The organism is Silvania sp. (assembly GCF_051656365.1).
Taxonomy (GTDB): Bacteria; Pseudomonadota; Gammaproteobacteria; order Enterobacterales; family Enterobacteriaceae; genus Enterobacter; species Enterobacter hatchlandensis.
In genome coordinates, this window is sequence record NZ_JBOGBT010000055.1 from 23,112 (window position 1) to 48,696 (window position 25,585).

The 25,585-nt window shown below is 57.9% G+C and carries 22 protein-coding genes; 16 read left to right on the plus strand and 6 right to left on the minus strand.

Annotated elements, in window-relative coordinates; translation table 11 throughout:
- Window positions 1-37 precede the first annotated feature (37 nt).
- The gene (locus tag ACRDD5_RS11305) at window positions 38-886 is read right to left on the minus strand and encodes a MurR/RpiR family transcriptional regulator (protein WP_271269065.1); all 849 of its coding nucleotides are present in this window, start codon (window positions 884-886) and stop codon (window positions 38-40) included.
- Between the two features lie 117 nt (window positions 887-1,003).
- Here ACRDD5_RS11305 and murQ point away from each other — a divergent pair, with 117 nt between their 5' ends.
- The 4 genes from murQ (at window position 1,004) to tadA (ending at window position 4,469) form a co-directional block, all read left to right on the plus strand.
- Window positions 1,004-1,897: an N-acetylmuramic acid 6-phosphate etherase gene (gene murQ / locus ACRDD5_RS11310; protein WP_271280976.1), complete on the plus strand. Its 894-nt coding sequence runs from the start codon at window positions 1,004-1,006 to the stop codon at window positions 1,895-1,897.
- A gap of 10 nt (window positions 1,898-1,907) precedes the next feature.
- On the plus strand, window positions 1,908-3,260 hold the full coding sequence (locus ACRDD5_RS11315) for a PTS transporter subunit EIIC (RefSeq protein ID WP_438676800.1): 1,353 nt from the start codon (window positions 1,908-1,910) through the stop codon (window positions 3,258-3,260).
- 3 nt (window positions 3,261-3,263) lie between these two features.
- The gene (yfhb, locus tag ACRDD5_RS11320; protein ID WP_438676801.1) at window positions 3,264-3,899 is read left to right on the plus strand and encodes a phosphatidylglycerophosphatase C; all 636 of its coding nucleotides are present in this window, start codon (window positions 3,264-3,266) and stop codon (window positions 3,897-3,899) included.
- Window positions 3,900-3,962: 63 nt separating this feature from the next.
- A complete protein-coding gene (gene tadA, locus ACRDD5_RS11325; RefSeq protein WP_438676802.1) occupies window positions 3,963-4,469 on the plus strand; it encodes a tRNA adenosine(34) deaminase TadA in 507 nt (168 codons plus the stop codon).
- Here the strand turns inward: tadA and mltF are convergent.
- On the minus strand, window positions 4,357-5,907 hold the full coding sequence (gene mltF, locus ACRDD5_RS11330; protein WP_438676803.1) for a membrane-bound lytic murein transglycosylase MltF: 1,551 nt from the start codon (window positions 5,905-5,907) through the stop codon (window positions 4,357-4,359). The genes tadA and mltF overlap by 113 nt on opposite strands.
- Window positions 5,908-6,174: 267 nt before the next feature.
- On the opposite strand from mltF, the gene purL reads away from it, so the two are divergent.
- The 5 genes from purL (at window position 6,175) to glnB (ending at window position 14,534) form a co-directional block, all read left to right on the plus strand.
- The gene (gene purL, locus ACRDD5_RS11335; protein ID WP_271280981.1) at window positions 6,175-10,062 is read left to right on the plus strand and encodes a phosphoribosylformylglycinamidine synthase; all 3,888 of its coding nucleotides are present in this window, start codon (window positions 6,175-6,177) and stop codon (window positions 10,060-10,062) included.
- Window positions 10,063-10,581: 519 nt separating this feature from the next.
- On the plus strand, window positions 10,582-12,015 hold the full coding sequence (gene qseE, locus ACRDD5_RS11340) for a two component system sensor histidine kinase QseE/GlrK (RefSeq protein WP_271280982.1): 1,434 nt from the start codon (window positions 10,582-10,584) through the stop codon (window positions 12,013-12,015).
- Window positions 12,012-12,788 carry a two-component system QseEF-associated lipoprotein QseG gene (gene qseG / locus ACRDD5_RS11345; RefSeq protein WP_438676804.1) on the plus strand — a complete coding sequence of 259 codons (777 nt, stop codon included), beginning with the start codon at window positions 12,012-12,014 and terminating at the stop codon, window positions 12,786-12,788. The genes qseE and qseG overlap by 4 nt, the downstream gene beginning before the upstream one ends.
- Window positions 12,785-14,122, plus strand: coding sequence for a two-component system response regulator GlrR (glrR, locus tag ACRDD5_RS11350; protein WP_271280984.1), 1,338 nt, complete (start codon window positions 12,785-12,787; stop codon window positions 14,120-14,122). Before qseG ends, glrR begins: the two co-directional genes overlap by 4 nt.
- Before the next feature lie 73 nt (window positions 14,123-14,195).
- A complete protein-coding gene (gene glnB, locus ACRDD5_RS11355; RefSeq protein ID WP_271269055.1) occupies window positions 14,196-14,534 on the plus strand; it encodes a nitrogen regulatory protein P-II in 339 nt (112 codons plus the stop codon).
- Window positions 14,535-14,584: 50 nt separating this feature from the next.
- Here the strand turns inward: glnB and hmpA are convergent, their stop codons facing one another.
- Window positions 14,585-15,775 carry an NO-inducible flavohemoprotein gene (gene hmpA / locus ACRDD5_RS11360; protein ID WP_438676805.1) on the minus strand — a complete coding sequence of 397 codons (1,191 nt, stop codon included), beginning with the start codon at window positions 15,773-15,775 and terminating at the stop codon, window positions 14,585-14,587.
- A gap of 306 nt (window positions 15,776-16,081) precedes the next feature.
- On the opposite strand from hmpA, the gene glyA reads away from it, so the two are divergent.
- A complete protein-coding gene (glyA, locus tag ACRDD5_RS11365) occupies window positions 16,082-17,335 on the plus strand; it encodes a serine hydroxymethyltransferase (protein WP_438676806.1) in 1,254 nt (417 codons plus the stop codon).
- Between the two features lie 48 nt (window positions 17,336-17,383).
- Here the strand turns inward: glyA and ACRDD5_RS11370 are convergent, their stop codons facing one another.
- A complete protein-coding gene (locus ACRDD5_RS11370; RefSeq protein WP_271280987.1) occupies window positions 17,384-17,806 on the minus strand; it encodes a DoxX family protein in 423 nt (140 codons plus the stop codon).
- Window positions 17,807-17,979: 173 nt separating this feature from the next.
- Here ACRDD5_RS11370 and ACRDD5_RS11375 point away from each other — a divergent pair, with 173 nt between their 5' ends.
- Entirely contained in the window at window positions 17,980-19,116 is a 1,137-nt protein-coding gene (locus tag ACRDD5_RS11375; RefSeq protein WP_438676807.1) for a 3-phenylpropionate MFS transporter, read from the plus strand.
- Here the strand turns inward: ACRDD5_RS11375 and csiE are convergent.
- Window positions 19,113-20,390, minus strand: coding sequence for a stationary phase inducible protein CsiE (gene csiE / locus ACRDD5_RS11380; RefSeq protein ID WP_271280989.1), 1,278 nt, complete (start codon window positions 20,388-20,390; stop codon window positions 19,113-19,115). The genes ACRDD5_RS11375 and csiE overlap by 4 nt on opposite strands.
- Before the next feature lie 124 nt (window positions 20,391-20,514).
- On the opposite strand from csiE, the gene ACRDD5_RS11385 reads away from it, so the two are divergent.
- Both ACRDD5_RS11385 and ACRDD5_RS11390 read left to right on the plus strand, forming a co-directional pair.
- Window positions 20,515-21,153 (plus strand): DUF1007 family protein, encoded by a 639-nt coding sequence (locus tag ACRDD5_RS11385; RefSeq protein WP_438676808.1) that lies wholly within the window; start codon window positions 20,515-20,517, stop codon window positions 21,151-21,153.
- Window positions 21,144-22,109 (plus strand): nickel/cobalt transporter, encoded by a 966-nt coding sequence (locus ACRDD5_RS11390; RefSeq protein ID WP_438676809.1) that lies wholly within the window; start codon window positions 21,144-21,146, stop codon window positions 22,107-22,109. The genes ACRDD5_RS11385 and ACRDD5_RS11390 overlap by 10 nt, the downstream gene beginning before the upstream one ends.
- Window positions 22,110-22,183: 74 nt before the next feature.
- On the opposite strand, the gene suhB is transcribed toward ACRDD5_RS11390, so the two are convergent.
- Window positions 22,184-22,990, minus strand: coding sequence for an inositol-1-monophosphatase (gene suhB, locus ACRDD5_RS11395; protein WP_271280992.1), 807 nt, complete (start codon window positions 22,988-22,990; stop codon window positions 22,184-22,186).
- A 124-nt stretch (window positions 22,991-23,114) separates the two neighbouring features.
- Between suhB and trmJ the strand changes: the two genes are divergently transcribed.
- The 3 genes from trmJ to ACRDD5_RS11410 form a co-directional block, all read left to right on the plus strand.
- Window positions 23,115-23,843: a tRNA (cytosine(32)/uridine(32)-2'-O)-methyltransferase TrmJ gene (gene trmJ / locus ACRDD5_RS11400; protein ID WP_271280993.1), complete on the plus strand. Its 729-nt coding sequence runs from the start codon at window positions 23,115-23,117 to the stop codon at window positions 23,841-23,843.
- A gap of 199 nt (window positions 23,844-24,042) precedes the next feature.
- Window positions 24,043-24,534 carry a Fe-S cluster assembly transcriptional regulator IscR gene (gene iscR / locus ACRDD5_RS11405; protein WP_271280994.1) on the plus strand — a complete coding sequence of 164 codons (492 nt, stop codon included), beginning with the start codon at window positions 24,043-24,045 and terminating at the stop codon, window positions 24,532-24,534.
- 119 nt (window positions 24,535-24,653) lie between these two features.
- On the plus strand, window positions 24,654-25,585 hold a 932-nt coding region (locus ACRDD5_RS11410), incomplete at its 3' end, for an IscS subfamily cysteine desulfurase (protein WP_438676810.1).

The following is a 25,585-nucleotide window of genomic DNA, read 5'->3' on the forward strand; positions in this document are numbered from 1 at the left end:
TCACAAACAGGGCGGGCATTATACGCTCATTCCCTGTTCAGACCAGTTTTTTTACCAGCGCCTCACTGTGGCGAATGCGCTCGGGGGCATGCTCCAGATCCTGCTGAACCAGCGCCATAAACAGCAGATCAGTCAGCAGCATCTGCGCGCTGGTGGACGAAATCGCCGCGCTGCGGGTGGCCTGCTCCTCGGCGATGGTGTACAGACAGCGCGTCGCCCGCTGCTGCAGGGCATTGGGGGTAAACCCGGTGATCGCCAGTATTTTCCCGCCCACGCGCAGCGCCTCATCGGCGGCAAGATTAATTTCACGCCGTTCCCCGGAATACGAGATGGCCAGCAGCAGATCGTCGGGCGCCATCGCCTGAACCGTCGCCAGCAGGGCGTGCATGTCCTGTTCCGCAATCGCGATCAGACCAATTTTGTTTAGCTTCCAGCCAAAATTACGTGCCACCAGCCCCGAGGCACCAATCCCGGTCAGGATCACCCGCCGTGCCGCGCGCAGCATGCCGACGCTTTCCAGCAGCTTCTCCTCGCTGTTCACATCCAGCGTGGCGTGCATCGCCGCCACCTTCTCTTTAATCAGCTTCTCGCCGACAAGGCGCATTGGGTCATCGCCGCGGATCTGATTATGCACCGGCATCGACTGCGGGTTAGGGTTACTGGCCAGCGCTTCGCTGATCGCCAGCTTCAGCGCCGGAAAGCCTTTAAACCCCATCTTCTGGGCAAATTTAACCACGCTGGACTGGCTGACGCCCGCTTCGCTTGCCAGCTGCTGCGAGCTTAAATGGCGTGCGCGATCGGGCTGGGAGAGCAAAAAATCCGCCAGCTTTTTGTCGCTCTGGGCAAGACCCGCGTAGCGCTGGCGGATCCGAATTAAACAGTTCATGAGTACTCCTGGCGAAATGTGATGACTACAGCAATTGCGAATTCTTCTCGCCTGAATGAATTTTATATTCCATTATAGTGTGACTATTATGAATTAAAAATTCTTGAGGTACAAAAGATGAATCTCGGCTCACTCGTTTCTGAATCCCGCAACCCACAAACTCTGGATCTGGACGCGCTCTCCACGTTCGACCTTGTTACTCGTTTTAATCAGCAGGATACGCTGGTCGCGCAGGCAGTAAAAGAGACATTGCCGGAAGTGGCAAAAGCCGTGGATGCCGCCGCAGGTGCACTGAAAGCGGGCGGGCGCATCATCTACATGGGCGCTGGCACCAGCGGGCGTCTCGGGGTGCTGGATGCCTCGGAATGCCCGCCCACTTTTGGCGTTCCACACGGTCTGGTGGTTGGCCTGATTGCCGGCGGTCCCGGTGCGCTGCTGAAGGCGGTGGAAGGGGCAGAGGACAGCAAGCAGCTCGGCGAAGACGACCTGAAGGCCCTCAACCTGACGGCAAACGACCTGGTGGTGGGGCTCGCGGCCTCCGGGCGCACGCCGTATGTGATTGGTGGGCTGGAGTATGCCAACCAGACTGGCTGCACCACGGTGGCAATCTCCTGTAATCCGGGATCGCCAATTGCCCAGGTTGCGGCGATTGCTATCTCGCCGGTGGTGGGGCCGGAAGCCCTGACCGGCTCCACCCGCATGAAGTCCGGCACCGCGCAGAAGCTGGTGCTGAACATGATCTCCACCGGCGCGATGGTGAAATTCGGCAAGGTGTATCAGAACCTGATGGTGGACATGAAAGCCACCAACGTGAAGCTGATTGACCGGGCGTGTCGGATGGTGGTCGAGGCCACCGGTGCGGCGCGCGAAGAGGCAGAAACGGTGCTCCAGCAGACCGGGTATGACGTCAAACCCGCCATTCTGATGATCCTGAGCGGTCTCGATGCCGCCGCAGCGCGCGCAAAACTCGATGCGCATCAGGGATTCTTACGGGCAGCATTAGAAAACTAAAGAGGCGTGTATGGAAAAAACAGCGGCGCTCGCCAGCGATATTCTTGCCGGTATCGGCGGAGAGCACAATATTCTGCGTCTGGAAAACTGCATGACGCGGGTGCGGGTGGAAGTTCAGGATGACGACATGCTCGATCTGACGCGGCTCAAAAAGCTGCCCGGGATCAGCGGCTATGTTAAGCAGGGTGCGCAGCATCAGCTGATTGTCGGCCCCGGCAAAGCCGCGCAGGTGGTGGACGCCATGCGCTCGCTGATGGGTGGCGCGGTGGTTGATGACGCCGAGCGTACGAAAGCGCAGGCGAAGGCCAAATATAAAGCCCCGATGAGTGACGCGCTGCGCCAGCTGGCGAACGTTTTCATACCGCTGATCCCGGCCTTTATCGCCTCGGGGCTGATCACCGGCATCATCAACATTCTTAAACGCCCGGACATCGTCGGTGACTTTGCGACCCACTATCCAAACCTGCTGGGGATCCTCGGCATTTTCGGTAGCGCGGTGTTTGCCATCATGAACATTCTGGTGGGGGTCAACACTGCCAAAGTGTTTGGTGGCTCGCAGGCGTTAGGCGGGGTAATGGCGGGGATCCTGTCCAGCCCGCAGCTGGCACAAATCACCCTGTTTGGTGAAGCCCTGCAGCCGGGACGCGGCGGGGTGATCGCCGTCCTGCTGGTGGTGGTGCTGATGTGCTGGATCGAGAAAAAGCTACGCAATGCCCTGCCGGGCTCGCTGGAGCTGATCCTTAATCCGCTGCTGACCACCTTAATTACCGGCAGCGTGGCGATCATTGCCCTGCAGCCGCTGGGCGGCGTGATCTCTGAATCCATCGCCCACGGTGCCTCCTGGGCTATCGACCGCGGCGGCTTCCTCGTGGGGGCAGTGCTGTCGGGGACCTTCCTGCCGCTGGTCTTGACTGGATTACACCAGGGCCTGGTGCCGATCCACGTGGAACTGGTGCAGGCGCACGGCTACAACGCGCTGCTGCCGATCCTGTCGATGGCGGGCGTCGGCCAGGTCGGGGCGGCCATTGCGGTGCTGATGAAAACCCGCAATCAACGCCTGAAAAAAGTGATCAAAGGCGCGCTGCCGGTGGGTCTGCTGGGAATTGGCGAGCCGCTGATCTTTGGCGTTACGCTGCCGCTGGGCAAGCCCTTTATCGGCGCCTGTCTGGGCGGTGCGGTCGGCGGGGCGCTGATCAGCTACTGGAAAGTGGCGACGGTGATCACCTTCGGGATTTCCGGTTTGCCACTGGCATTAACCATCGTGACCGGAAAAGTCATGCTCTATCTGTTAGGCTATTTAGTAGCGGTTATCGCCGGGTTCCTGTTTACCTGGCTGTTGGGGTTCAACGATCCAGAGGAGTAAGATTTGGTTAATCATGCGCGTCGCGTTGTCTTTTTTGACCTGGACGGAACGCTGCATCAGCAGGATATGTTCGGCACCTTTATGCGCTACTTACTGCGCCGACAGCCCTTAAATGTGCTGCTTGTGTTGCCACTCCTGCCGATTGTAGGCGTTGCGCTGCTGATCAAAGGGCGCGCCGCCCGCTGGCCAATGAGCCTACTGCTGTGGGGATGTACTTTTGGCCACAGCGAGGCGCGGCTCAAGCAGCTTGAGCAGGATTTTGCCCTCTGGTTTCGCGGGCACGTTACCGCGTTTCCGGTTGTGCAGGAGAGGCTGACCAATTACCTGAGCGCCAGCGATGCCGACATCTGGCTGATTACCGGTTCGCCGCAGTCGCTGGTCGAGCAGGTCTACTTCGATACCCCGTGGCTACCGCGGGTCAATCTTATCGCGACCCAGATGGGGCGCGCGTATGGCGGATGGGTGCTGACCCTGCGCTGCCTTGGGCACGAGAAAGTGGTGCAGCTGGAGAAGCAAATCGGTACCCCGCTGCGCCTCTACAGCGGCTACAGCGACAGCAAGCAGGACAACCCGCTGCTCTACTTCTGCCAGCACCGCTGGCGCGTCACGCCGCTCGGCGAACTTCAGCAACTGGAATGATTTTGTGATTATGTATAGCGGGTGTGTATAATGCGCCCGCTTTTCAGACTGGAGTAATCACCGTTGTCCGACCTCGAACACAATCATGAATACTGGATGCACCACGCACTCCAGCTTGCCAGACGCGCCTGGGAAGAGGGCGAAGTGCCCGTTGGCGCCGTGCTGGTACACAATAATCAGGTGATTGGCGAAGGCTGGAACCGCCCGATTGGCCGTCACGATCCCACCGCTCACGCCGAAATCATGGCCCTGCGCCAGGGCGGGCTGGTGCTGCAAAACTACCGCCTGCTGGATACCACGCTGTATGTCACCCTCGAGCCCTGCGTCATGTGTTCCGGCGCGATGGTCCACAGCCGGATCGGTACGCTGGTGTTCGGGGCGCGGGATGAAAAAACCGGGGCGGCAGGCTCGCTACTGGACGTGCTCAGACATCCCGGTATGAATCACCAGGTGAATGTTATTGGGGAAGTACTGGCGCCAGCATGTTCGGCGATGCTAAGTGACTTCTTTCGAATGCGGCGTCAGCAGAAAAAGCAACAAAAGGCAGGATTGGCGTTATCGGGCGAGTAAGTTCATTCGGCGTCACCACCGGATAACTTTGCGCCAGCTGCTCTGCCGCCATCGCCTCTTTCTCTTTCTCCATCAGATAGCCGACCAGGCTTATCTGATATTTGCGGATATTTTCCACGTAGGCGTAAGCTTCGTGACCGCGCGCGTAGCCGTAGGTCAGCTTGTTGTACCACGGCTTCTGGCTCAGCAGCGGCAGGCGCTGTTTGACATCTGACCAGCTGTCGGGGTTGCCTTTGGTCTTCGCCGTCAGGGCGCGGGCGTCGATCATGTGGGCATAGCCCATGTTATACGCCGCCAGTGCAAACCAGATCCGCTCCTCTTCCGGCACCGTCTCCGGCACCTTATCCATCATGTCCTGCAGATAGCGCGCGCCGCCGCTGATGCTCTGTTCCGCATCGGTACGGTCGGTCAGGCCAAGGCTCTGGGCGGTGTTTTTGGTCAACATCATCAGACCGCGCACGCCGGTAGGCGAGGTGGCCTGCGCATCCCAGTGGGATTCCTGATACGAGATTGCTGCCAGTAACCGCCAGTCAATTTCCTGCGCGTATTTTTCAAACAGCGGCTGCAGGTCCGGCAGGACGTTATCCACCGCCCGCAAGAAGCTGCGGGTGTCGACATAATCAAAGTCACCGCCGTGACCGAGGTACTTCTCCTCCAGCCGCGCCAGGGTGCCGTCTTCATTCATGCCGTTAAAGAAATCGAGCATCGCCGCGGACAGGGTCTGGTCGTCATCCAGTCGGCTGAACCAGGTCACCGGCTGCTCGTCGGTCACATCCAGCGCCACCGCCAGCTCCGGGTGGACGCGCTGATACAGGCTGATGGCGACCGAGTCGGCAATGGTATAAGGCAGCTTGCCATCCTTAACCTGCTCCAGCAGCTCAGTGGTGCCCAGCTTCTCATCGACCGTCCAGCCAAGGTTTGGATACTTTTTCTCTTTCAGCGCGCGCAGGTCATCGATAACCACGTGTCCTGGGGCGACGGTGAGCTGGTCTGCGTTGAGGCCAGTAAGCGAGCGCGGGCGCAGCTTGCCCACGCGATAGACCAGCTGCTGCGAAACGGAGTAATAGGTCGGGCCCGGCTGATAGTTTTTGCTGCGCTCGCTGTTATAAACCAGACCGGCGGCCAGCATGTCGGCCTCGTCATGATCCAGGTCATCAAACAGCTGGCTGATGTTCTGTCGCACCGTGATTTTGAGTTTTACGCCCAGGTAGTCAGCAAACTGCTGCGCCAGTTCGTAATCCAGCCCAATTACTTTGTCGTTGATGGCGGTATAGGTCAGCGGCGAGGAGATCGTACTGACGCGCAGCTCCCCCCGCGCCTGGATGGCGGCGATGCGGTTGTCGGCTTTGCCGAACCAGGGTATGGAAGGCCATAGCGCCGCTGCCAGTAGCAGGGTCACGATGCCAATAAACAAATAATTAATCTTTAATTTTTTCAATAAGTTAATTCTATGTGCTGGGTGTTATGTCGGTCTGTAGTGGCCATAGTAAAAACAAGTATTGCCAAAGATTTCGCGGCATTTTGCGCAAAGTTACGCCACTTGGCAACTTATTAGCGGGAATCGCCATACCGATGGCTAAATAACCGCGTCGATTTTATTACGACGCAAACGGTTTCGTCGGCGCTCAGGATCCACTATAATAGCGCCCGTTTTCCCCCCTTGCGCACACTGTAAGCGCCCCGGCGCTTCGAAGACGAGAGACTTATGATGGAAATTCTGCGTGGTTCGCCTGCACTGTCTGCCTTCCGTATCAACAAACTGCTGGCACGTTTCCAGGCGGCCGACCTTCCGGTAAGCAATATTTACGCTGAGTATGTCCATTTTGCTGACCTGAACGCTCCCTTAACGGCAGAGGAGCTGACCCGCCTTGAACGCCTGCTGAAATACGGCCCAAGCCTGAGCAGCCATACACCGAACGGTAAACTCCTGCTGGTCACGCCTCGCCCGGGCACCATCTCCCCCTGGTCTTCTAAAGCAACCGACATCGCCCACAACTGCGGCCTGAGCCAGGTAAGCCGTCTTGAGCGCGGCGTAGCGTATTACGTTGAAGCCTCTACCCTGACTGACGCACAGTGGGCGGTCGTGGCGACCGAACTGCACGATCGCATGATGGAGAGCGTGTTTGCCTCTCTGGACGACGCGCAGAAGCTGTTCTCTCACCACCAGCCTGCGCCAGTACAGAGCGTGGATCTGCTGGGTGAGGGCCGTCAGGCGCTGATCGACGCCAACCTGCGTTTAGGTCTGGCGCTGGCAGAGGATGAAATTGATTACCTGCAGGACGCGTTTGTTAAGCTCAACCGCAATCCGAACGACATCGAACTGTATATGTTCGCGCAGGCTAACTCTGAACACTGCCGCCACAAGATTTTTAACGCCGACTGGATTATCGACGGCGAGCAACAGCCAAAGTCGCTGTTCAAAATGATCAAGAACACCATGGAACAGACCCCTGACCACGTGCTGTCTGCTTATAAAGACAACGCCGCGGTGATGGAAGGTTCCGAGGTGGGCCGCTTCTTCGCCGATCGCGAAGCAGGGCGCTATGACTTCCATCAGGAAGCCGCGCACATTCTGATGAAGGTTGAAACCCATAACCACCCGACGGCGATCTCCCCATGGCCGGGCGCGGCGACCGGTTCTGGCGGTGAAATTCGTGACGAAGGCGCCACCGGCCGTGGCGCTAAGCCAAAAGCGGGTCTGGTGGGCTTCTCGGTCTCTAACCTGCGTATCCCGGGCTTTGAACAGCCGTGGGAAGAAGATTTCGGCAAGCCGGAGCGCATTGTTACCGCACTCGACATCATGACCGACGGCCCGCTGGGCGGCGCGGCATTCAACAATGAATTTGGTCGTCCGGCGCTGAACGGCTACTTCCGTACCTATGAAGAGAAAGTTGAGAGCCATAACGGCGAAGAGCTGCGCGGCTACCACAAGCCGATCATGCTGGCAGGCGGGATCGGCAACATCCGCGCCGATCACGTGCAGAAAGGCGAGATCGTCGTAGGCGCGAAGCTGATCGTCCTCGGCGGTCCGGCGATGAATATCGGTCTGGGCGGCGGGGCGGCGTCGTCGATGGCCTCGGGCCAGTCTGACGCCGACCTTGATTTTGCCTCGGTCCAGCGCGACAACCCGGAGATGGAACGCCGCTGCCAGGAAGTGATTGACCGCTGCTGGCAGCTGGGTGAAGCCAACCCGATCCTGTTTATTCACGACGTCGGCGCGGGTGGCCTGTCTAACGCCATGCCGGAGCTGGTGAGCGATGGCAACCGCGGTGGCCGCTTCAACCTGCGCGATATCCTCAGCGATGAGCCAGGCATGAGCCCGCTGGAGATCTGGTGTAACGAATCCCAGGAGCGTTACGTGCTGGCCGTTGCCCCGGATCAACTCCCGCTGTTTGATGAGCTGTGCCGCCGCGAGCGCGCGCCGTACGCGGTGATCGGTGAAGCCACCGAAGAGATGCACCTCTCTTTAAGCGACACCCATTTTGACAACCAGCCGATTGACCTGCCGCTGGACGTGCTGCTGGGCAAAACGCCGAAGATGACCCGCGACGTACAAACCCGTAAAGCCAGTGGTAAAGCTCTCGATCTGCAGGGCGTCACTGTCGCCGATGCCGTCAACCGCGTATTGCATCTGCCGGCCGTCGCGGAGAAAACCTTCCTTGTTACCATTGGCGACCGTACCGTGACCGGCATGGTAGCGCGCGATCAGATGGTTGGCCCGTGGCAGGTACCCGTAGCAAACTGCGCGGTGACCACCGCCAGCCTCGACAGTTACTACGGTGAAGCGATGGCGCTGGGCGAACGCTCCCCGGTTGCGCTGCTGGACTTTGCGGCCTCGGCTCGTCTGGCGGTCGGTGAAGCGCTGACCAACATTGCCGCCACCCAGATTGGTGACATCAAACGTATCAAGCTCTCGGCAAACTGGATGGCCGCAGCCGGTCACCCGGGCGAAGACGCCGGGCTGTATGAAGCGGTGAAAGCGGTGGGCGAAGAGCTCTGTCCGGCGTTGGGTCTGACCATTCCGGTGGGCAAAGACTCCATGTCGATGAAAACCCGCTGGCAGGAAGGTAACGAGCAGCGCGAGATGACCTCTCCGCTGTCGCTGGTGATCACCGCCTTTGCCCGCGTGGAAGATGTGCGTCACACCATCACCCCGCAGCTCTCTACTGAAGACAACGCCCTGCTGCTGATTGATCTGGGCAAAGGGCATAACGCGCTGGGCGCAACCGCGCTGGCGCAGGTTTACCGTCAGCTGGGCGACACCGCGGCGGATGTGCGCGACGTGGCGCAGCTGAAAGGCTTCTACGATGCCATTCAGGCGCTGGTGGCAGCGGGCAAACTGCTGGCCTATCACGACCGTTCCGACGGCGGCCTGCTGGTGACCCTGGCAGAGATGGCCTTTACCGGCCACTGTGGCGTGGAAGCCAACATCGCCACGCTGGGCGACGATCGTCTGGCGGCGCTGTTTAACGAAGAGCTGGGTGCGGTGATTCAGGTGCGTGCGGCCGACCGCGAGGCGGTTGAAGCCCTGCTGGCGCAACACGGCCTTGGCGACTGCGTGCACTATCTGGGTAAAGCGGTGACCGGGGATCGTTTTGTTATCGAATCCAACGGTCAGGCTGTGTTTGCTGAAAGCCGCGCCACGCTGCGCATGTGGTGGGCAGAAACCACCTGGCAGATGCAGCGTCTGCGTGATAACCCGGCGTGTGCCGATCAGGAGCACGAGGCGAAAGCCAACGATAACGATCCGGGTCTGAACGTGAAGCTTTCGTTCGACATCAATGAAGACATTGCCGCGCCGTACATCGCGAAGGGTGCGCGTCCGAAAGTGGCGGTCCTGCGCGAGCAGGGCGTTAACTCCCACGTGGAGATGGCGGCTGCCTTCCACCGCGCGGGCTTCGACGCTATCGACGTTCACATGAGCGATCTGCTGGCTGGACGGACCGGTCTGGAGAGCTTCCAGGCGCTGGTGGCGTGCGGCGGGTTCTCTTACGGGGACGTGCTGGGCGCGGGCGAGGGCTGGGCGAAGTCGATTCTCTTCAACGACCGCGTGCGTGATGAGTTCGAAACCTTCTTCCACCGTCCGCAGACCCTGGCACTGGGCGTTTGTAACGGCTGCCAGATGATGTCGAACCTGCGCGAGCTGATCCCAGGCAGTGAAGCCTGGCCGCGCTTTGTGCGTAACCAGTCCGACCGCTTTGAAGCGCGTTTCAGCCTGGTTGAAGTCACGCAAAGCCCGTCTCTGCTGCTTCAGGGGATGGTGGGCTCACAGATGCCAATCGCTGTTTCCCACGGTGAAGGGCAGGTTGAAGTGCGTAACGCCGCGCATCTGGCGGAGCTGGAGAGCAAAGGTCTGGTGGCGCTGCGCTTTGTGGATAACTTCGGCAAAGTGACGCAAACGTACCCGGCTAACCCGAACGGCTCGGCCAACGGCATTACCGCGGTGACCAGCGAAAGCGGTCGCGTAACGGTGATGATGCCGCACCCTGAGCGCGTGTTCCGTACCGTCAGCAACTCCTGGCACCCGGAAAACTGGGGCGAGGATAGCCCGTGGATGCGTATCTTCCGCAACGCACGTAAGCAGTTGGGGTAAGCGTTATGTTGCCGTCGTAGTGCCTGGCGGCACTACGACGGTGTCGCATATTTACGACAACCCCTGTAATACGATGTCGCCAAATGGCGACATTTAAGTTATTGATTTATATGATAGTGGTAATAAGCCCGTCAGGGTGTTGCTAATTAACGACAGATCGTGCGAAAAGCGTACCGCGAGATAATCACAATCATTTCATTAAATGTCCTTATGTTTCATATAATTAAAATTTATATTTGCATTGTGGCATATCTGTTGCATAATAATACCCAGTGGCTCATTCACCCTCTTATGTCAGCCCCTTCGGGACGTGCTACATAAACTTCGAATGACGCACAAAAAGGTGCCTGCCGTCCAACTACTGATTATTGCATTGCTTTATCAGACCTCCGGGCGAAACGTCGAGTTAGGCACCGCCTCATTTCACAACAAAGCCGGGTTTTAACCCGGCTTTGTTGTATCTAACCTATTGTCCAGTTAGCATCTTCCTACACTCCCCCTGCGACAGAGAGTCACGCGTTGAAACGCTGGTCAGTTTTCCCTCGCTCGTTACGACAGTTAGTCATGATGGCTTTCCTGCTGATCCTGCTCCCGCTGCTGGTGCTGGCGTGGCAGGCCTGGCAAAGCCTGAACGCACTCAGCGCCCAGGCGGCGCTTACCAACCGCACCACGCTGATTGATGCCCGGCGCAGCGAAGCGATGACCAATGCGGCGCTGGAGATGGAGCGCAGCTATCGCCAGTACTGCGTGCTCGACGACCGGACGCTGGAGCGGGTGTATCAGAACCAGCGCAAGCGCTACAGCGAAATGCTCGATGCGCACGCGGGCGTGCTGCCGGACGATAAGCTCTATCAGGCCCTGCGTCAGGATATTAATGCCCTGGCGCAGCTGCAGTGTCATAACAGCGGCCCCGATGCTCAGGCCGCGCTGCGGCTGGAATCCTTCGCCAACGCCAATACCGAGATGGTGCAGACTACCCGGTCGGTGATCTTCTCCCGCGGGCAGCAGCTCCAGCAGGAGATTGCCGAGCGCGGCCAGTTCTTCGGCTGGCAGGCGCTGGTGCTTTTTCTGGTCAGTCTGGGGTTAGTTCTGCTGTTTACCCGCATGATCATCGGCCCGGTGAAGGGCATCGAGCGGATGATTAACCGGCTGGGGGAGGGACGAACGCTTGGCAATACCGTCGCCTTTACCGGACCGCGCGAGCTGCGCTCGGTCGGGCAGCGCATCATCTGGCTCTCCGAGCGGCTGGCGTGGCTGGAGTCCCAGCGCCACCAGTTCCTGCGCCACATCTCCCATGAACTCAAAACGCCTCTTGCCAGCATGCGCGAGGGCACCGAACTGTTGGCCGACCAGGTCGCCGGCCCGCTGACTACGGAACAGCGGGAGATTGTCGACATCCTCGATGCCAGCAGCCGTAACCTGCAAAAATTGATTGAACAACTGCTCGACTACAACCGTAAACTGGCTGACGGTGCACCCGAGCTGGAGACGGTAGAGCTGGCGCCGCTGGTGGATATGGTGCTCTCCGCCCACAGCCTGCCTGCACGCGCTAAAATGATGCATACTGAACTCACGCTTGCGGCGCCCGTCTGTTTTGCCGAGCCAATGCTGCTGATGAGCGTGCTGGATAATCTTTATTCCAATGCGGTGCACTATGGTATTGAATCCGGTACCATTTATATTCGCAGTTTTACGCAAGGCTCGCGGGTCTGTATTGATGTCGCCAACACCGGAAGCCCGATCCCGAACGACGAAAAAGCGATGATCTTCGAACCGTTTTTCCAGGGGAGTCATCAACGAAAAGGGGCGGTTAAGGGGAGTGGTCTGGGGCTGAGTATTGCCCGCGACTGCATCCGCCGTATGCAGGGAGAGCTAAATCTTGTCACTGACGACCGTACCGATGTCTGTTTTCGCATCGAACTGCCGCTTGAGTCGGAAAAATCACTAAAATGAATCTAAGTCTGGTGAGTATGTCACACGTCTTTTCCCGCGCCATTAACGCGGTGTTTTCCGCAAAAAAAATTCGCTTATCCCTCTCCTGCCTTTTGCTCGCGGGATGCGTCTCGCATGCCCCGACCAGCGCTATCAGCGATAAGCAGGATGAAAAATTACCCGATCATCAGCTGGCGGACTTCCTTGCGACCGACTGCAATAATATCTGGCAGCTGCAGGGGCACGAAACCGAGAGCAACCCGCTTTACTGGCTGCGCGGTATGGATTGTGCCGAACGTCTGGCACCTGCTGCCGCCCGCGCAGAGGCGCGTCATTGGACGGATGACATCTGGCAGGCGCGCTTTAAGCGGGGTATTTTGCTGGCGAATGCCAAAATTAACCCGGTGGAGCGGCGACTGCTGACCACCCGCCTCGATGCCCTGAGCGCGCAAATTCCCGCCCAGGTACGCCCGCTGTATCAGCTGTGGCGCGACGGGCAAGTGTCACAACTGCAGCTGGCAGAGGAGCGCTCCCGCTACGGCAAGCTGCAGCAGTCTGCCGATGCCCAGCTCGATACCCTGCGCCAGCAGCAGCAGTATTTGCGCTCGCAGCTTGATACCACTACCCGGAAGCTGGAGAACCTGACTGATATCGAACGCCAGCTCTCAACCCGCAAGCCAGCGAGTAATTATCTGCCGGATGCGCCAAAAAGCGCCGCAGCACCGGCAAAAGCTGATGCCGCGCCAGCGGAGCCGGACAGCGCTCCCGCGAAACCAGAGGACGTGAAGCCATGACAACCCGCAAACCTGCGCACCTTTTGCTGGTGGATGATGACCCCGGCTTGCTGAAACTGCTGGGCATGCGCCTGGTGAGTGAGGGCTACAGCGTGGTCACCGCCGAAAGCGGTCAGGAAGGGCTGAAAGTGCTGGGGCGCGAGAAAGTCGACCTGGTGATCAGCGATCTTCGGATGGACGAAATGGACGGCATGCAGCTGTTTGCCGAGATCCAGAAACTGCAGCCGGGGATGCCGGTGATCATTCTCACCGCCCACGGCTCAATCCCGGATGCGGTGGCGGCCACCCAGCAGGGCGTATTCAGCTTCCTTACCAAACCGGTGGACAAAGACGCGCTGTACAAGGCGATCGATAACGCCCTTGAGCACGCCGCGCCCTCCAGCGACGACCAGTGGCGAGAAGCGATAGTCACCCGCAGCCCAATCATGCTACGTCTGCTGGAGCAGGCCAGAATGGTGGCGCAGTCTGACGTCAGCGTGCTGATTAACGGTCACAGCGGCACCGGGAAAGAGATCCTCGCTCAGGCCATTCACAACGCCAGCCCGCGTGGCAAAAAAGCCTTTATCGCCATTAACTGCGGGGCATTGCCGGAACAGCTGCTGGAGTCCGAGCTGTTTGGTCACGCGCGCGGGGCCTTTACCGGGGCGGTCAGCAGCCGTGAAGGGCTGTTCCAGGCGGCGGAAGGCGGCACATTATTCCTCGATGAAATTGGTGATATGCCTGCTGCCCTGCAGGTCAAACTGCTGCGCGTTCTTCAGGAGCGTAAGGTCAGGCCGCTGGGCAGCAACCGCGATATCGACATCAACGTGCGTATTATTTCCGCCACCCACCGGGATCTGCCGAAGGCGATGGCGCGCAACGAATTTCGCGAAGACCTGTTCTATCGTCTGAACGTTGTTAACCTCAAAATTCCGGCGCTGGCGGAACGTGCCGAAGATATCCCTCTGCTGGCGACCCAGCTGCTGCGCCAGTCCGCCGAGCGGCATAAGCCCTTTGTGCGGGCTTTCTCCACCGATGCGATGAAGCGTCTGATGACCGCCAGCTGGCCCGGTAACGTGCGTCAGCTGGTGAACGTGATTGAGCAGTGCGTGGCGCTGACCTCTTCGCCGGTAATCAGCGACGCGCTGGTGGAACAGGCGCTGGAGGGTGAAAACACCGCCTTACCGACCTTCGCTGAAGCGCGTAACCAGTTTGAACTCAACTATCTGCGCAAGCTTTTGCAGATCACCAAAGGCAACGTTACCCATGCCGCGCGGATGGCCGGACGCAACCGCACCGAGTTTTATAAACTGCTGTCGCGCCACGAGCTGGAAGCAAACGACTTCAAAGAGTGATACCGTAAAATCCGATTGATATGCTACTGTGAGCAATCGATTACGAGGCTGCAGACAGGCAAGAAGGACCCCCATGAAAAAGATTGATGCGATTATTAAACCTTTCAAACTGGATGATGTACGCGAAGCGCTGGCAGAAGTCGGCATCACCGGGATGACGGTGACGGAAGTGAAAGGCTTTGGTCGTCAGAAGGGCCACACGGAGCTGTACCGTGGCGCGGAATACATGGTCGACTTCCTGCCGAAAGTGAAAATTGAGATCGTGGTGTCGGACGACATCGTGGATACCTGTGTGGACACCATTATCCGTACCGCGCAGACCGGCAAAATCGGTGACGGCAAAATCTTCGTCTTTGACGTCGCGCGCGTGATCCGTATCCGTACCGGTGAAGAAGACGACGAAGCGATTTAATCCCTGCGCCGCCGGATAAAAAAAGCCCCTCGTCTGAGGGGCTTTTTGCATTACAGCACCTTATGCGGGCCGAAGCATTCGTAGTGAATGTTGTCTTTATTCGCACCCAGTTCAATCAACTGCTGAGCGGCAAACTGCATAAACGCCACCGGGCCACAAACGTAGAACTGCATCTTCGCTGCGCTAAGCTGCTCTTTATACTGCGCTAAATCCATCAGACCTTCGCTGCCAAACAGGGCCTGGGCACGGTCGTTGTCGCTCGGCAGACGATACCAGGTGTGAGCGTGAAAGTCCGTCAGCGCGGCGGCAACGGTTTTCACTTCGTCGTCAAAGGCATGCACTTCGCCGTTTTCCGCCGCGTGGAACCAGTTCACCTGCGCGCCGTGCGCGGATTTCGCCAGCGTGTCCAGCATTGCCAGCATCGGGGTCTGGCCCACGCCTGCGGAGATCAGCGTCACAGGGGTACTGGCATCCACCGCCATAAAGAAGTCGCCCGCTGGCGCGGCAAGGTGCACCACGTCACCGACGTTGGCGCTGTTATGCAGCCAGGTTGAGACCTGACCGCCGTCCTCGCGCTTCACCGCGATACGGTAGCCTTTGCCATTCGGCTTGCGGGTCAGGGAGTACTGACGAATTTCCTGATGTGGGAAGCCTTCCGGCTTCAACCACACGCCGAGATACTGGCCGGGCTGATAGTCAGCAACCGGCTTACCGTCGACGGGCTCAAATTCAAAGCTGGTGATAAGCTGGCTGCGCGGCGTTTTTTCCACGATGCGGAAGGCGCGGGTGCCTTCCCAGCCACCGGTTTTATCGGCATTTTCGCTGTAAATCTGCGCTTCACGGTTGATAAACACATTCGCCAGCACGCCGTAGGCTTTGCCCCACGCGTCCAGCACCTCCTGACCCGGGCTGAACATCTCGTCCAGCGTCGCCAGCAGGTGGCCGCCGACAATATTGTACTGTTCAGGTTGGATCTGGAAGCTGGTGTGCTTCTGGGCAATTTTTTCCACCGCGGGCAGCAGGACCGCCAGGTTTTCGATGTTGCTGGCGTAAGCGGCGATGGCGTTGAACAACGCTTCGCGCTGATCGCCGTTACGCTGGTTGCTCATGTTGAAAATCTCTTTGAGCTCCGGATTGTGCGTGAACATGCGATCGTAAAAATGGGCGGTGAGTTTAGGACCCGTTTCAACCAGCAGGGGAATGGTGGCTTTAACCGTAGCGATGGTTTGGGCGTCTAACATAGCAGCTTCCTTAAGATGTTATTTTAAAGTGTATTTTAAATGCATCTTATAAAAAATAACCCTGCGTTGTAAATGGTTCTTTGTAACATGAATTATTTGCATCACAAACCTGAAAAGAAATCCGTTGTAAAATCGGCAGATCTTTATTCCTCAAACCCTTGCGCTACGGGTAGGTAAACGTTTGCGTAAAATCGTTTGTCAAGACCTGTTATCACTGTGCTAATCAGTTATACTGTTGCCCGTCGTCCAACTGGACTGCCTTTTTCAGGGCAAAAATTTACTTGTTAGCTGAGTCAGGAGATGCGGATGTTAAAGCGTGAAATGAACATTGCCGATTATGATGCCGAACTGTGGCAGGCTATGGAGCAGGAAAAAGTACGTCAGGAAGAGCACATCGAACTGATCGCCTCCGAAAACTACACCAGCCCGCGCGTGATGCAGGCGCAGGGTTCTCAGCTGACCAACAAATACGCTGAAGGTTACCCGGGCAAGCGCTACTACGGCGGTTGCGAGTACGTCGATATCGTTGAGCAACTGGCGATTGACCGTGCAAAAGAGCTGTTTGGCGCGGATTACGCTAACGTGCAGCCGCACTCCGGTTCTCAGGCTAACTTCGCGGTTTACACCGCGCTGCTGCAGCCGGGCGATACCGTTCTGGGTATGAACCTGGCGCAAGGCGGTCACCTGACTCACGGCTCCCCGGTGAACTTCTCCGGCAAGCTGTACAACATCATCCCTTACGGTATTGATGAGTCCGGTAAAATTGACTACGAAGACATGGCTAAGCAGGCTCAGACCCACAAACCGAAGATGATCATCGGCGGCTTCTCTGCTTATTCCGGCGTCGTTGACTGGGCAAAAATGCGTGAAATCGCAGACAGCATCGGTGCCTACCTGTTCGTTGACATGGCGCACGTTGCCGGTCTGATTGCAGCAGACGTATACCCGAACCCGGTTCCACATGCGCACGTTGTGACCACCACCACCCACAAAACCCTGGCGGGTCCACGCGGTGGCCTGATCCTGGCGAAAGGCGGTGACGAAGATCTGTATAAGAAACTGAACTCTGCGGTGTTCCCAAGCGCGCAGGGCGGCCCGCTGATGCACGTTATCGCCGCGAAAGCCGTAGCGCTGAAAGAAGCGATGGAGCCAGAGTTCAAAGTTTACCAGCAGCAGGTTGCTAAAAACGCCAAAGCGATGGTTGAAGTGTTCCTGAACCGTGGCTACAAAGTGGTGTCTGGCGGCACGGAGAACCACCTGTTCCTGCTGGACCTGGTTGATAAAAACCTGACCGGTAAAGAAGCAGACGCTGCCCTGGGCCGCGCCAACATCACGGTGAACAAAAACAGCGTGCCAAACGATCCGAAGAGCCCGTTTGTGACCTCCGGTATCCGTATCGGCTCCCCAGCTGTGACGCGCCGTGGCTTTAAAGAGGCGGAAGTCAAAGAGCTGGCTGGCTGGATGTGTGATGTGCTGGACAACATCAACGACGAAGCGGTTATCGAACGCGTGAAGGGCAAAGTGCTGGATATCTGCGCACGCTTCCCGGTTTACGCATAATTCTGCCCGGCAGAATGAAAAAGGCCGCGCAAGCGGCCTTTGTTTTATCTAGCGTCGGTCGATGGAAATCGCCCCCGGCCCGGTGACGGCCAGTAACAGAAACGCCCCCGCAATACTGATATTCTTATAGAAGTTAATCATGTTCGGCATCACCGCATCACCACTCATATCCCAGTACGGGTGACCAATCACCGCCGTGCCCAGCGTATAAAAGACAAACAGCACCGCCAGCGGACGGGTGAAAAAGCCCAGCACGATCAGAATGGCGGCGGGGACTTCCATAATCACCGCAATAATTGCAGCCAGCATCGGCATGGGCGCACCCAGCTTCGCCATGTACTGCACCGTGCCGTCAAAGCCGGTCATTTTGGGCAGGCCGAAGATAATAAACAGCGCCACAATGGCGATACGGGCAATCAACAGGATCAGCGGGCGGGACTGGCCGAAATCGAAATAGCGTAGTGCGTTCATGACGGTATGACCTTTTTAAGCTGTGTCACTTAACCCTAATACAGTTTTTCAGCCCTCGCCATGAGCCATCCGGCTCTGTTTTTTGTTAATCGAAGGTTAATTTATAGCAGGCTATCGACTTGCTTAATTGTTGCTTTCTCGCCAGACTAGCGCCTCCAAAACGGGAGGGATTCATGGTTTTGCATTCCACACGCTGGCTGGCGCTCAGCTACTTTACCTATTTTTTCAGCTACGGTATTTTTCTGCCTTTCTGGAGCGTCTGGCTTGCGGGAATCGGCCTCACCCCAGAGATGATTGGCATTTTGCTGGGCTCCGGCCTGGTGGCGCGTTTTCTCGGTAGCCTGCTGATTGCCCCGCGCGTCAGCGACCCTGCGTTACTGATCAAAGCCGTGCGCGTGCTGGCGCTGTTAACGCTGGTGTTTGCGGCGGGCTTCTGGGTCAGCCAGCAGTTTGCCTGGCTGGTGGTGGTGATGGTCGGGTTTAACCTCTTTTTCTCGCCGCTGGTCCCGCTGACCGATGCGCTGGCTAACACCTGGCAAAAGCAGATCACCATGGACTATGGCCGGGTGCGGCTGTGGGGCTCGATTGCCTTTGTGATTGGCTCGGCGCTGGTGGGCAAGCTGGTGAGCCTGTACGACTATCAGGCTATTCTGGCGCTGCTGAGCGTGGGGCTGGTGTCGATGCTGCTCGGGATGCTGCTGCGGCCAACGGTGATGCCGCAAGGCGAGAGTCGTCAGCAGGAGAGCGCAGGCTGGCCAGCCTGGCGCGTGCTGGTGTCGCAGAGCTGGCGTTTTCTCGCCTGCGTCTGCCTGCTGCAGGGGGCACATGCTGCCTACTATGGCTTTAGCGCCATCTACTGGCAGGGCGTGGGTTATTCAGCATCGGCGGTGGGCTATCTGTGGTCGCTCGGCGTGGTGGCGGAATTGATTATTTTTGCCCTCAGCAACCGCTTGTTCCGCCGCTTTAGCGCCCGGGATCTGCTCCTGCTGTCTGCCGTCTGCGGCGTGCTCCGCTGGGGGATCATGGGCTGGACGCATGAATTGCCGTGGCTGATTGTCGCGCAAATCCTGCACTGCGGCACCTTTACGGTGTGCCATCTGGCGGCGATGCGCTATATCTCCGCGCGGGAAGGCAGCGACGTGATCCGCCTGCAGGCGGTCTACTCGGCGGTGGCGATGGGCGGCAGCATTGCGATCATGACCGTTTTTGCGGGCTTCCTGTACCAGCATCTCGGTCACGGTGTCTTCTGGGTGATGGCGTTGGTGGCGCTGCCCGCGATGCTGTTGCGTCCGCGGGTCGCGGCGCGCTAAGACTCCAGCATCACGCGAATATGTTCCTGCTGCTGCGCATTCAGGGTCTCAACGGCATGAATGAGCGGCGGCGAGAACAGCGGCAAAGCGGTGGCGTAGGGAGTGATCACCAGCGCGGCCTCGCGCGGTGCGCCCTCCTTCTGGAAGGTCTGCAACGTCACATAGCGAATGTTCAGCGGCAGCAGGGTCAACTCCCGCAGCTGCTGTTCGATCAGATCTTCACAGGCTTTATCCCCCCCGGTCAGTAACACCACCTGCTTTTCATGCAGATCGTTCTCCTGCATCAGCCACGCGCCAAAGATAACGGCCACCAGGCTCGACTCCTCTTCGGAAAAACGCAGGCCAAATTCCGCCTCCAGCTCAAACATCACCTCCCGGGTGGTGCGCATCAGCCGCGGGTAAAGGCGGTTGATCTCCTCCGGCAGGCTGTTGTCGATGCCAATGCCAAACAGGGAGCGATCCAGCGCCTGGGCAAGATGAATATACAGCTGGTCGGTCAGCCCTTGCTCGTCGCTGAAATGCATCCCGGTTTGTCCGCGAAAGCGGACGATCATCCGGGTGATGGCGCGGCGCAGGCGTTCATCCTGCTGATGGGCGTCGCGCACGGGGTCGGGCGTGCGCAGCATCATAAACAGCAGGGTCAGAAACGGTTGTTCATCAACGTGGGGGAGGGGGACCACGCGGCGCTGCCAGTGGCGCACGATCTCCTGCGCCATCAGGTATTCACCGCGCGATTCCGTCCAGCTGCGCTGCACCGGCGAAAACTGCGGGGTCTGGCCCAGATGGTGCTGGAGCAGGCAGTACTGCAAATAGAGCTGCAAAAACTGCACGTCGCGGCACTCAAACTGACGCTGCAGACGACGGGCGCAGAAATTGATTAGCGCCCGTAGGTTGGTATCGTCATATAAGGTTCGCGCAATGCCGAGTTGCTTTAGCGTGGTCTTCAGAGATGGGGTAAACTGCTGCGCGACAAAGTGGGGGCACAGGCGTAACGCCCGGCGCAGCCAGTGCAACAGGCATAAGCGTTGGTCGAGGTGGGTGCCTTCAATCCGGTAGCTGCCATCAGGGTGCGCCGCAATGTCGAGCCGGTGATAGCGCTGGATCTCGATGCGCGTCTCGGCGATGTCCTGCCGGGTCAGGGGACCATCGACCCCATTGATGTCACCGATGCGTTGCACGGTGGCGCTGAAGCCCGGAATATAGAGCATCAACAGAACCTGGCAGCGACGCTGCGAACTGGAAAGTGCAGATGGCATTTCGAGAGTCATCATCATCTGTCGGGTTCCAGTGAGTGTGTCTGATAAGAATAGCTAAAGGATGCCCGCCAGAAAGCGCACCGAAGGGTCTTTCCTTCAGGAATGCTGGCGAACATCACAGAATTTTTGACGTGAGGAACAGATGCAAATAGTTAAACACAGCGCGACGGCGCTTTTTTTGGCGGTTTTATCTTTTACCGTCGCCGCGCATCCTCACAGTTTTATCACCCTGAAAACGCAAATCATGGTCAAAGATAACCAGCTGACCGGCCTGAAGATGCGCTGGACGATGGATGAGCTGACCTCCGCCGATTTGCTCTATGACGCCGGAGAGGCGAAGCCGGGGGATGAGATCTGGAAAAAGCTGGCGGCGGAGGTGATGGCCAACGTGCTTGGTCAGCACTATTTTACCGAGTTCTGGCACAACGGGCAGAAGGTGAAATTCCTTAACCGGCCCACCCAGTACGGGATGACCCGCCACGAGCACCAGGCGGTATTGACCTTTGTGTTGCCGCTGGCAGCACCCCAGCCGCTGGCCGGGCAGAAATACACCTTTTCCACGTTCGATCCCTCGTACTACGTCGACATGAGCTACGCCGAAGATGACGATGCCTCGCTGCCTGCCGGGCTGAACGCCACCTGCTCAATTAAGATAGATACCCCGGAGCCCAGCGATGAGACGCTGAACTTTGCCAGCGCGCTGGATAAAGACGATGCCCCGCCGGAAGACATGGATCTCGGCAAGCAGTTTGCCCAGACGGTGACGCTGCAATGCTCGTAAATCGCCCCCGCCGCTGGCTGCATCTGTGGCCGCTGGCGCTGTTTTTAGTGGTCGCGGCGTTGGGCGCCGTCTGGCTCTGGCAGGCGTGGCCGCAGGTGATGCGCCAGAGCATTCTCTGGCAGCGGGACGTGAACCAGCAGATGAGCGGACTACTGAAAGCGGTGGCCGCCAATCCCACTGCTGCGGGCGGTTCACTACTGATGTTCAGCTTCCTGTACGGCGTGCTGCATGCTCTGGGGCCGGGGCATGGCAAAATCGTGATCGCCACCTGGCTTGCTACACATCCTTCTAAGCTGAAGTCGAGTATTGGCCTGACGCTGGCCTCTTCATTATTGCAGGGCTGCGTGGCGGTTGGGCTGGTGGTGGTGGTACTCACCCTGCTGCAGCTCCCGGCGCGGGAACTGCACATGAGCAGCTTCTGGCTGGAGAAGGGCAGCTATGCGCTGGTGGGCGTGTTGGGGCTGATCCTCAGCGTAAGGGCGCTGAAAAAACTGCGCGCGCTGCTGCGCAAACCCACATTCAAATCTTTTACCCCACAACATGTTCATGATGAACATTGTGGCTGTGGTCATCAGCATCTGCCTACGCCGGCGCAGCTTGAGCGCGGGGACGACTGGCGCGCGCGGCTGATGATTATTCTGTCGATGGGGATGCGGCCCTGCTCCGGGGCGATCATGGTATTGCTGTTCAGTAAGGTTATCGGGGTGTTTAGCTGGGGCGTGGCTGCGGCACTGGCGATGGCGTCTGGTACGGCGCTTACCATTTCGTCGCTGGCGCTGCTGGTACACAGTTTTCGGCAACTGGCGGTCAGACTCAGCGGCAATAAAACGCCGGTACTGTGGCGACAGGTTGGCTGGACAACGCTTGCACTGGCAGGGGGGATAGTCTTGCTGGTGGCGGCAATCACCCTGTGGATGAGTGCGGTGCCGGTGGGAAGAGGGTTGAGACCGTTTTAACAGGGGCGGTCTGATGCCTTCACCCTAACCCTCTCCCACAGGGAGAGGGAACCGCGCGGTGCGGTTATCGGGAATTAACGCTTCAGCGCTTCACTCAGTTCGTCACGCATGCTGGCCAGCATGGATTTCACCACACGTGGGTTACCGGCAACGATGTTGCCGCTCAGTAGGTAGTTGTGGCCGCCGGTGAAATCACACACCAGTGCGCCAGCTTCGCGGGCAATCAGTTCGCCAGCAGCGAAGTCCCACGGTTTCAGACCAATTTCAAAGTAACCATCCACGCGGCCAGCGGCAACGTAGGCCAGATCCAGCGCAGCTGAACCGGTGCGACGGAAGTCCGCGCATTCGGTGAACAGTTTGCCCAGGATTTTCATGTAAGCAGGAGCGTGCTGTTTGGCTTTGAACGGGAAACCGGTCGCCAGAATGGTGCCGTCGAGGTCACGAGCGTTGGTGCCGCGCAGACGGTAGCCATTCAGCTGTGCGCCCTGACCGCGGGAAGCCGTGAAGAGTTCGTTACGCATTGGATCGTAAACCACCGCCACTTCAGTACGGCCTTTGATGCGTACGGCGATAGAAACAGAGAAGTGTGGCAGACGTTTGACGAAGTTGGTGGTGCCATCCAGTGGATCAATAATCCATTGAACATCCTGATCAACGCCGACATGCTCACCGCTTTCTTCGGTGATGATGGTGTGCTGCGGGTAAGATTTGCGAATGGTTTCGATAATAATCGCTTCTGCGGCTTTATCGACGTTAGTCACAAAGTCATTGCTGCCTTTCTGGCTGGTTTCTACAGAATCGGGTGTTTCGTAGTGTTTGGCAATTACATTACCCGCCTTGCGCGCTGCGCGCACGGCGATGGTCAACATAGGATGTTGCATCGGTTACTCTCACTGGATGTTAAAGAACAGGGAAACGAAAACGGCGCAGAGTATAGCAGTGGGATCGGATTCTGTCTTCCGTTTATGGTAGCATGGCCGAATATTCTTCAAACTCAGAAAAATTATGCTGCAAAATATCCGAATCGTGCTGGTCGAAACCTCGCATACTGGCAACATGGGCTCCGTCGCCCGTGCTATGAAAACCATGGGCTTAACCAATCTCTGGCTGGTTAACCCGCTGGTCAAACCCGACTCTCAGGCCATCGCCCTTGCGGCGGGCGCCAGCGACGTGATCGGCAACGCGCAGATCGTCGATACGCTGGACGAAGCCCTGGCCGGCTGTAGCCTGGTGGTCGGCACCAGCGCGCGCTCGCGGACCCTGCCGTGGCCGATGCTCGATCCGCGTGAATGCGGGCTGAAAAGCGTCGGCGAAGCCGAACATGCCCCCGTCGCACTGGTGTTTGGTCGCGAACGCGTGGGCCTGACCAATGATGAACTGCAGAAATGTCATTATCATGTCGCGATTGCCGCCAATCCGGAGTACAGCTCGCTGAACCTGGCGATGGCCGTGCAGGTTATCGCCTACGAAGTGCGTATGGCGTGGCTGGCAACTCAGGAAAACGCGCCCCACGCCGAGCCGGAAGAGACCCCGTATCCGCTGGTGGACGACCTGGAGCGTTTCTACGGTCATCTGGAGCAGACGCTGCTCAGCACCGGTTTTATCCGCGCCGGTCATCCCGGGCAGGTGATGAATCGACTGCGTCGCCTGTTCACCCGCGCACGCCCGGAAAGCCAGGAGCTGAACATCCTGCGCGGTATTCTGGCGTCGATTGAGCAGAAGAATAAAGAATAATTGCGCAAACCGTAGACCGGGATCGCTGCGCGTTACCCGGTAATAACATTAGCGCACGGAAGGTTAAATACCTGACTAAAACAGTCAAGTAAATAGTTGACCATTTTAGTCGGGAATGTCAGACTTGGCCCTGCTATGCAATACCCCCCACTTTACAATAAAAACCCCGGGCAGGGGCGAGTTTGAGGTTAAGTAAGACATGAGACTGACATCTAAAGGGCGTTATGCCGTGACCGCGATGCTGGACGTTGCGCTCAACTCCGAATCGGGCCCGGTTCCGTTGGCTGATATTTCTGAACGTCAGGGAATTTCCCTCTCTTATCTGGAACAGCTGTTCTCCCGACTGCGTAAAAATGGCCTGGTTTCCAGCGTCCGTGGTCCAGGCGGTGGTTATCTGTTAGGTAAAGATGCGGGCAGTATTGCCGTTGGCGAAGTGATTAGCGCAGTTGACGAATCCGTTGACGCGACCCGTTGCCAGGGTAAAGGTGGCTGTCAGGGCGGCGATAAATGCCTCACCCACGCGTTGTGGCGCGACCTGAGTGACCGTCTGACCGGCTTCCTGAACAACATCACCATTGGTGAACTGGTTAACAACCAGGAAGTGCTGGACGTCTCTGGCCGTCAGCATTCTCACGAGTCCCATCGTAACACCCGCCCGCAGGACGCTATCGACGTTAAACTGCGCGCGTAATAAAACGATAAGAATTTTAGAATCAGGCAGGGGCGTGCATTCGCCCCGATGATCGGGTTGTACATCCGACCCGCCGCCTGGTTCCTTGCATTGAAGCGATGTACGGAGTCTATAGAGCAATGAAATTACCGATCTATCTCGATTACTCCGCAACCACGCCGGTGGACCCGCGTGTTGCCGAGAAAATGATGCAGTGTCTGACCCTGGACGGAAACTTTGGTAACCCGGCTTCCCGTTCTCACCGTTTTGGCTGGCATGCTGAAGAGGCGGTAGATATCGCCCGTAATCAGATTGCTGAGCTGGTTGGCGCTGACCCGCGTGAAATTGTTTTCACCTCCGGCGCGACCGAATCCGATAACCTGGCGATCAAAGGTGCGGCCAATTTCTATCAGAAAAAAGGCAAGCACATCATCACCAGCAAAACCGAACACAAAGCCGTGCTGGACACCTGTCGTCAGCTCGAGCGTGAAGGTTTTGAAATCACCTACCTGGCACCTCAGCGTAACGGCATCATCGACCTCAAAGAGCTCGAAGCCGCGATGCGTGACGACACCATTCTGGTGTCCATCATGCACGTGAACAACGAAATCGGCGTAGTGCAGGATATCGCGACCATCGGCGAACTGTGCCGTGCGCGTGGTATCATCTACCACGTTGATGCGACCCAGAGCGTGGGCAAACTGCCTATCGACCTGAGCCAGCTGAAAGTCGACCTGATGTCCTTCTCCGGCCACAAAATCTATGGCCCGAAAGGTATTGGTGCGCTGTACGTGCGTCGTAAGCCACGTATCCGTATCGAATCCCAGATGCACGGTGGCGGTCACGAGCGCGGTATGCGTTCCGGTACTCTGCCTGTTCACCAGATCGTCGGTATGGGTGAAGCCTACCGTATCGCCAAAGAAGAGATGGAAAGCGAGATGGCGCGTCTGCGCACCCTGCGCAACCGTCTGTGGGAAGGCGTGAAAGATATGGAAGAGGTCTACCTGAACGGCGACCTCGAGCAGGGCGCACCTAACATCCTCAACGTCAGCTTCAACTATGTTGAAGGCGA